The sequence below is a fragment of the Thermosipho atlanticus DSM 15807 genome (genome assembly GCF_900129985.1).
Lineage (GTDB): Bacteria > Thermotogota > Thermotogae > Thermotogales > Fervidobacteriaceae > Thermosipho_A > Thermosipho_A atlanticus.
In genome coordinates, this window is record NZ_FQXN01000009.1 from 1 (window position 1) to 6,566 (window position 6,566).

General features: G+C 30.5%; 6 protein-coding genes. 2 read left to right on the forward strand and 4 right to left on the reverse strand.

Annotated features, from left to right (window positions below; translation table 11 throughout):
- A partial coding sequence (locus tag BUB65_RS08365; protein WP_200773548.1) for a COG1361 family protein occupies positions 1–870 on the forward strand: 870 nt, incomplete at its 5' end.
- A gap of 811 nt (positions 871–1,681) precedes the next feature.
- Here the strand turns inward: BUB65_RS08365 and pepV are convergent.
- The 3 genes from pepV to BUB65_RS08235 all read right to left on the reverse strand — a co-directional run bounded on the left by pepV (position 1,682) and on the right by BUB65_RS08235 (position 5,060).
- Positions 1,682–3,076 (reverse strand): dipeptidase PepV, encoded by a 1,395-nt coding sequence (pepV, locus tag BUB65_RS08225; protein ID WP_073074061.1) that lies wholly within the window; start codon positions 3,074–3,076, stop codon positions 1,682–1,684.
- A 72-nt stretch (positions 3,077–3,148) separates the two neighbouring features.
- Complete coding sequence (locus tag BUB65_RS08230) at positions 3,149–3,919, reverse strand: sulfite exporter TauE/SafE family protein (RefSeq protein WP_073074064.1); 771 nt, start codon at positions 3,917–3,919, stop codon at positions 3,149–3,151.
- Positions 3,920–3,974: 55 nt separating this feature from the next.
- A complete protein-coding gene (locus BUB65_RS08235) occupies positions 3,975–5,060 on the reverse strand; it encodes a glycosyltransferase family 2 protein (RefSeq protein ID WP_200773549.1) in 1,086 nt (361 codons plus the stop codon).
- Positions 5,061–5,187: 127 nt separating this feature from the next.
- On the opposite strand from BUB65_RS08235, the gene BUB65_RS08240 reads away from it, so the two are divergent.
- Complete coding sequence (locus tag BUB65_RS08240; protein WP_073074066.1) at positions 5,188–5,955, forward strand: SDR family NAD(P)-dependent oxidoreductase; 768 nt, start codon at positions 5,188–5,190, stop codon at positions 5,953–5,955.
- On the opposite strand, the gene BUB65_RS08245 is transcribed toward BUB65_RS08240, so the two are convergent.
- Complete coding sequence (locus BUB65_RS08245) at positions 5,956–6,225, reverse strand: thioredoxin family protein (RefSeq protein WP_073074069.1); 270 nt, start codon at positions 6,223–6,225, stop codon at positions 5,956–5,958.
- Positions 6,226–6,566 lie beyond the last annotated feature (341 nt).

The following is a 6,566-nucleotide window of genomic DNA, read 5'->3' on the forward strand; positions in this document are numbered from 1 at the left end:
CAAGATGCAGCTGGCGGTATTGCTCCAACTGGCATATCAATTTCTCCGTCTGTAATTGACGTACCTGATAATCAATCTGTACCATTTGTATTGACAATCTTTGTTGATTCATCTGTCACACCGGGAACTTACAACCTAAGAATTAGAACATACGATACTTCCAACACCATTGAAAAGTTTGTATACATTACCTTGAATGTAACTAGCGGTCAAGTTATACCCGATCCTTCGTTTAGTATAACCACTGGAACAAATAATCTCACTATTGAACAAGGTGGTTCCCAATCTGTTAGTATGACTATCACTCCAACAAACGGATTTACTGGTGCAGTCAATTTTGAACTTCAAGACGCAGCTGGTGGTATTGCTCCAACTGGTATATCAATTTCTCCGTCCGTAATTGATGTACCTGATAATCAATCTGTACCATTTACATTAACTGTCTTTGTTGATTCTTCTGTTACACCAGGAACTTATACTTTAAGAATCAGAGCATATGATAGTTCTAATACCATCGAAAAGTTTATATACATTACCTTGAATGTAACTGGTGGTTTCGATATTACAATTGAAACTTACGATTTTACTTTGAATACTAATTCTGCTACAACAACTCACTTGACCATAACTCCTCATTCAGGTTTTACTGGAACTATTAATTTAGAACTACAAGATGTTTCGACTGGTCTTCCTTCAAATGACATTACCATTTCACCTACACAAGTAATTGTAGAAGACTTAAACCCAATTTCTCTGCTTATAACGCTCAGTGTTTCTTCAACTGCTAATGTTGGTGTTCATAATTTAAGAATCGAAGCTTCTAGTGGTAATATAAAAAGATATCTATACATTAATATTGTAGTGCAGTAATAAATACAAATTAAAATTCAAAACTCAATTAAACGGAAACACCCCCAAACTATCAAATAAAGTTTTTTGGGGGTGTTTTTTTGAATAACAGAACTTATAAAAGCATTTTAGAAATAATACAATTTTATTGTTTGAAAAATCCTATCAAAAATTTTTTGATTTTATAATGCAATATAATCATTCTTATATTGCATTATAGGAAAATGGTCCTAAAAATTTCTCGAAAATATTAAACAATGCATCAAAAACCCTTTATTCAAGCCATTTTCGGGCGTTAATTTTTAAATTCGATTTTAAGACCTTTTCAATGCATTCGATATATAATTTACCATCTGTATCTTTGAAAGTGGTTTTATTTTTGAAAATAAACGGTGATTCGTAAAACGAATTATTTTAAACAAAAATACTTTTAATATCAACTTACAAAAAACTTACGTCTTATTCTTTATTTGATATACTACTAATTTTTTTGATGGTATTATATCTGCTTCTTAGATAGAACAATTTTACAATCCAAAAGAAATATTAGAGAAACTTGTATCGTATACTTAAACCTGGAAGAAAAACAAGGTTCTTTTACGAAACTTTAAATAGGTATAGGAATTATACACAACTTAACAATATCAATACCAAAGGTAGAACTAATGAAATTGTTAAATGTTATAAAATCCTCAAAACCGCCGTACAATTGATAGTTTCTATAGAATTTGGTCCTTTAATTAGTACAATAAAAAATTGGTGTGCACGTCCGCACACCAATTTTTATAAGTTAAGGTATATTTATAATTTTAAAATTTCAACAATTACTTTTTCACTCTGTTAACCACCTATACATCAATCTAGCATATATTCTTACAAATTTTTTGAAAGAATCAAGGGACCAATTCTCATTTGGTTGATGCATACCTGTTTGTTCTCCTGGGAAAGTTGCACCAAATGCTACACCATATGGCACCGCACGTGCATACGTTCCTCCTCCAATTGCTATTGGTTCACTTTCGTCTTTTGTCACATTTCGATACACATCTAATAACAATTTGACAAGATCACTATCTTTCGGAATGTATAAAGGATTGCTATGCCTTTTTCTTTCAATCGTAAATCCTTTTAATGCTTCATTTAACTGTCTTGTAATCATATCTACATTAAAAAATATTGGATATCTAATGTTTATAAATGCCCTTAATAAATTATCTTGAAGTTTTAAAATTCCAAGATTGCATGTTAATTTTCCACTTACTTTATCTTCACCATAGATATCCAATCCTCTTCCATTTATATCTTTACCAAGTTTTTCATATAAGGTTTCAATGATCTGATTAACAGGGCCAAAGTCAATTCTCGTAAGTAACTCTAACATACATGCTGCTGCATTTATCCCAAGCTCTGGCGTAGAACCATGGGCAGATTTACCAATAGATTTGATTTCGATTTTGTTTTCGTTTATTTTGTATTCAAATCCACATTTACTTTTATGATTTTGCAATACATATTCTATTTCCTTTACCTTTTCAGTTTCAATTACAACTCTACAAATTTCTGGAACTACATTAACAGCGGTTCCAGCATCTAATTCTAATAACTTTGTATGATAATTTGTATCTAAAGAAATTGACAGTTCATATGTCACATTTCCTTTCTCAGCAAATATAAGTGGGAAGGAACCATCTGGAGTAACAGCAGCATCAGGATATGGTTGTTTTTGAAAATAATATTTCAAACATTTTGAGCCATTTTCTTCATTAGTCCCAAAAATTATTCTTATTGTGTTTTTAGGATTTTCAACAATTTCAGATACAATCTTTAAAGCATATAAAGCACCTATACTTGGACCCTTATCATCTGAAACTCCTCTTCCAAACATTTTCCCTTCTTTTATTGTCAATTCATACGGATCAGATTCCCATTTATCTAAGTCACCTTCTGGAACAACATCCAAATGTCCTAATACCCCATATAATTTTCCTGAATTTCCATATGTCACATGACCAGCATAATTATCTACATTCAGAGTTTCAAAACCAAGTTCTTTACAAATTTTGAGTGTTTCAGAAAGCGCTCTAGCTGGGCCTTCCCCAAATGGCATATTATCTTTTTCAGTACCCATAACTGATTTTATCTTTATTACTCTTTTTAGTGAATCAAGCATTTCGTCAAAATACTCGTCAACAAGTTTATCAATTTTCTTTTCAATTTCAATATTCATTTTAAACGCCTCCTTAATAAATAATAATAATAATTTAAACAGCTAAGATACCTCTTTAGCCGCTTTATTTCATCAAACAATATCTTTCAAAATCTTTATGAACAACAGAAATAAAACAATAATAATAACTGGTTTAATAATCCGCTCTCCCTTTTTCATTGCTATACCTGAGCCAAACCAATTACCCAAAATCCCAAAAAATGCTGCTGGTAAACCTATTGAATAAATCACTTTGTGTTCTAAAATAAACGCAAACAAAGCACTAACATTAGATGCAAGATTGACAATTTTGGCGGTTCCCGAAGCTTTAACCGGTTCAAAAAACAAAAAATTAATATATAAGATAATAAGAAAAGTACCAGTTCCCGGTCCAAAAAATCCATCATACATACCAACTAAAAAACCTATCAAACTTGAAATTAATATTCTTTTAATTTTTGAAAGACTCGCTCCTTGCTTAAGTTTCTTAGCTCTATCATTAGTTCGAAAAAGCAACAAAAAAGCAGCCATTACTATCAAAATGGAAATAACAACCTTTAACTTATTTTCTGAAACTAACAAAGCCAAATTGGCACCAATGAACGAACCAGCAAAAGAAAAAATAACAGAAAAGAGTGCAACTTCGAAAACTATAAATTTACCTTTCGCATACCTCAATGTACTTAAAGTTGTCCCAATGCTCGAAGATAACTTATTTGTTGCAAGAGCATTGTGACTAGGTAATCCTAAAAATAAATAAGCTGGAAGTGATATTAGACCGCCACCTCCAGCAATTGAATCAACGAAACCTGCTAAAAAGATCAATGAAAACAACGTTATCAACTCGTTAACCGTAAATTCCAAATGAATCCCACCCAACCAAAATTTTTCAAAGGAGTATCAAAGCAAGTGATTGTTTTTACTTATCGTTAGTAGAAGACTTCACAATAATTTCTCTGCCTTTCCATGAAACTTTTTTTAAAAAAACAGTTTTATATATCGACCATAACAACGTTAAAATAAAAAATAACGAATAAAATGGATAAATCAATGCATCAAGTAAATCATAGTCACCAACTTTTCTAGTCATTAAGTAAAATTGTATTACATAACTAAAATACAGTAAAATTTTAAAAGGGGTAAGTTTCAAGGGAATTGAATAAAGTATTCCAAAAAACCAAACCAAAATCAACAACGTATTAATAAAGTTGCTTTTTTGCAGCCCAACTGCCATATTTTTGGTTGTACCTTCAAGAAGTTCTTTCAAACCTTTTGGATACATTCTAAACTTTATCAAATTATGACCTAAATAATTATTTACCTTTATCCCTTTTTCAAGGTAAACCTGTCCAAGCCTTAAATCTTCAACTATCTCGGAACTAACTGAAGAATGTCCTCCTGTTTTTTCATAATCTTCCTTAGAAGTCAAAACAACAGGACCAAAAGCACCTATAGGTTTTGCTTTTCCAAAAACTTTTAACAGAGTTGTTGAAGAAACTGCAAATATGTTGAACATGTAATTAAAATGTTCATACCTTTTTTCCAGTCTTTGATAGGGCCAAACTGAAAATAACCCTCCATACTTTTCATATTCAGCTATGAGACTTTCAACAGCTTTTTCTGTAAGTTCAACATCTGCATCAATAAACAAAAGTATTTCTCCAGTAGATGCTAGATACCCATTCCAACAGGCCCAAGGTTTTCCATTCCAACCCTCAGGTGGTTCATTTTTTAAAGAAACTATCTTAACATTTTCAAAAGCCCCAGCTACTTCAGCTGTTTTATCAGTACTATTATCATCTACCACTATTATTTCATGTATAGGATATGTTTGCAATCCTATACTTTTTAATAACTTTCCAATATTTAGTTCTTCATTACGAGCAGGTATTATTATTGAAACTTTAAAAACTTTTTTTGATTTTCGAGGATATAAAAATCTATAGTTTGCATAAAATAACCAACCAATAAAATATGAGACAATAACAAGTGAGACTATCAACAATTTACCACTCCTAACATGTTTAACTGTATTGAGTCTATAAAAATTATACCATTAATATCAAATGTTCGTATAATAACAATCCACAAGATTTGATATAATGAATATAAGACAAATAAGGGGGGATCATATGCCAAAATTTCAATCTGGAGAATGGGTTTTAATTACAGGTGGTTCTTCTGGAATAGGTGAAGAATTTGCTTACCAACTAGCATGTAAGGGTTTAAATCTAATCATTGTTGGAAGAAATCAAGAACGATTAAATAACATTTATAAAAATATAAAACATATATCTAAAGATATTAAACTTGAGATTATTTCTTTTGATCTTTCCAGTGATATAGATCTATTTCTAGATACCATAAAGCACTATGAAATAGACCATTTAATAAATAATGCTGGTTTTGGCTGGTATGGTGAATTTATTGAAGGAGATCTAAATGTATATAATAGAATGATTTCGGTCAATATAATAACCTTAACTTCTCTTGCACATCATTTTTCTAAAAAACTTGCATTAAAGAAAAAAGGAGGAATAATCAATGTAGCATCAGTAGCAGGATTTTTTCCAATTCCACATTTTACGGTATACGCTGCAACAAAAGCATATGTATACAATTTTTCAATGGCTCTTTGGGCAGAAATGAAAAAGTATAACGTTCACGTTATGTGTCTTGCTCCTGGAAAAACAAAAACTAGATTTTTTGAAAGAGCAAACATGAAAAATCAAAACCAATTAATGATGAACGTAAACAAAGTTGTAAATAATGCAATTAAAGCATACGAAAAAAATAACCCCTTGTGTATTCCAGGGGTTACCAACAAACTTTCTTATTCAATTATTAGAAGAATAGCTACAGATAAGTTCATATCAAAGATTTTAATAAAACATTTCTAATCAATTTTTTGAAACTTCAAGATATCTGTCAATAAAAGAGGAAATATCAGAAATACTGAAATTGCGGGCAAACCTTGCAAGTTCCTGCCCATTTTCCATAATTAATACTGTCGGTACAGTTAAAACAAGATGTTGACCAGCAAATTCAGGGTTTTCAAGGACATCAATTATTTCAAAGTCAATATCGTAATCTTCAGACAATTTCATGACCTTGGGTAACACAGCTGCGCAAACTGAACAATTATCATTTTTAAAATAGTATATTTTCATAATCTACCTCCCATGTCAAAATTCTAATCATCATTATTTTATCAATTTTTGTTAATTAGTCAATGTTTAGTTTGGGATGATAAACAAAAGTGTTGAACAAACATAACAGAATATAGTCGAAATTTCTTTTGTATGTAAATTTATCTAGGTAAAAACAGGCTTTTTTTATTCTAAATCTCCTTATGCAATATAATGTTCCTTATATTGCATGTAAAAATATGAAGAAAAATATAAGTAAAAAAGTCAATTAAATAATACCGCAACATTTTTTCAAACAAAAGGTGTTAAAAGTTATTGCTGAAATATATTTCAATCCCTCATAGGTAGTATGCAAACCTAAA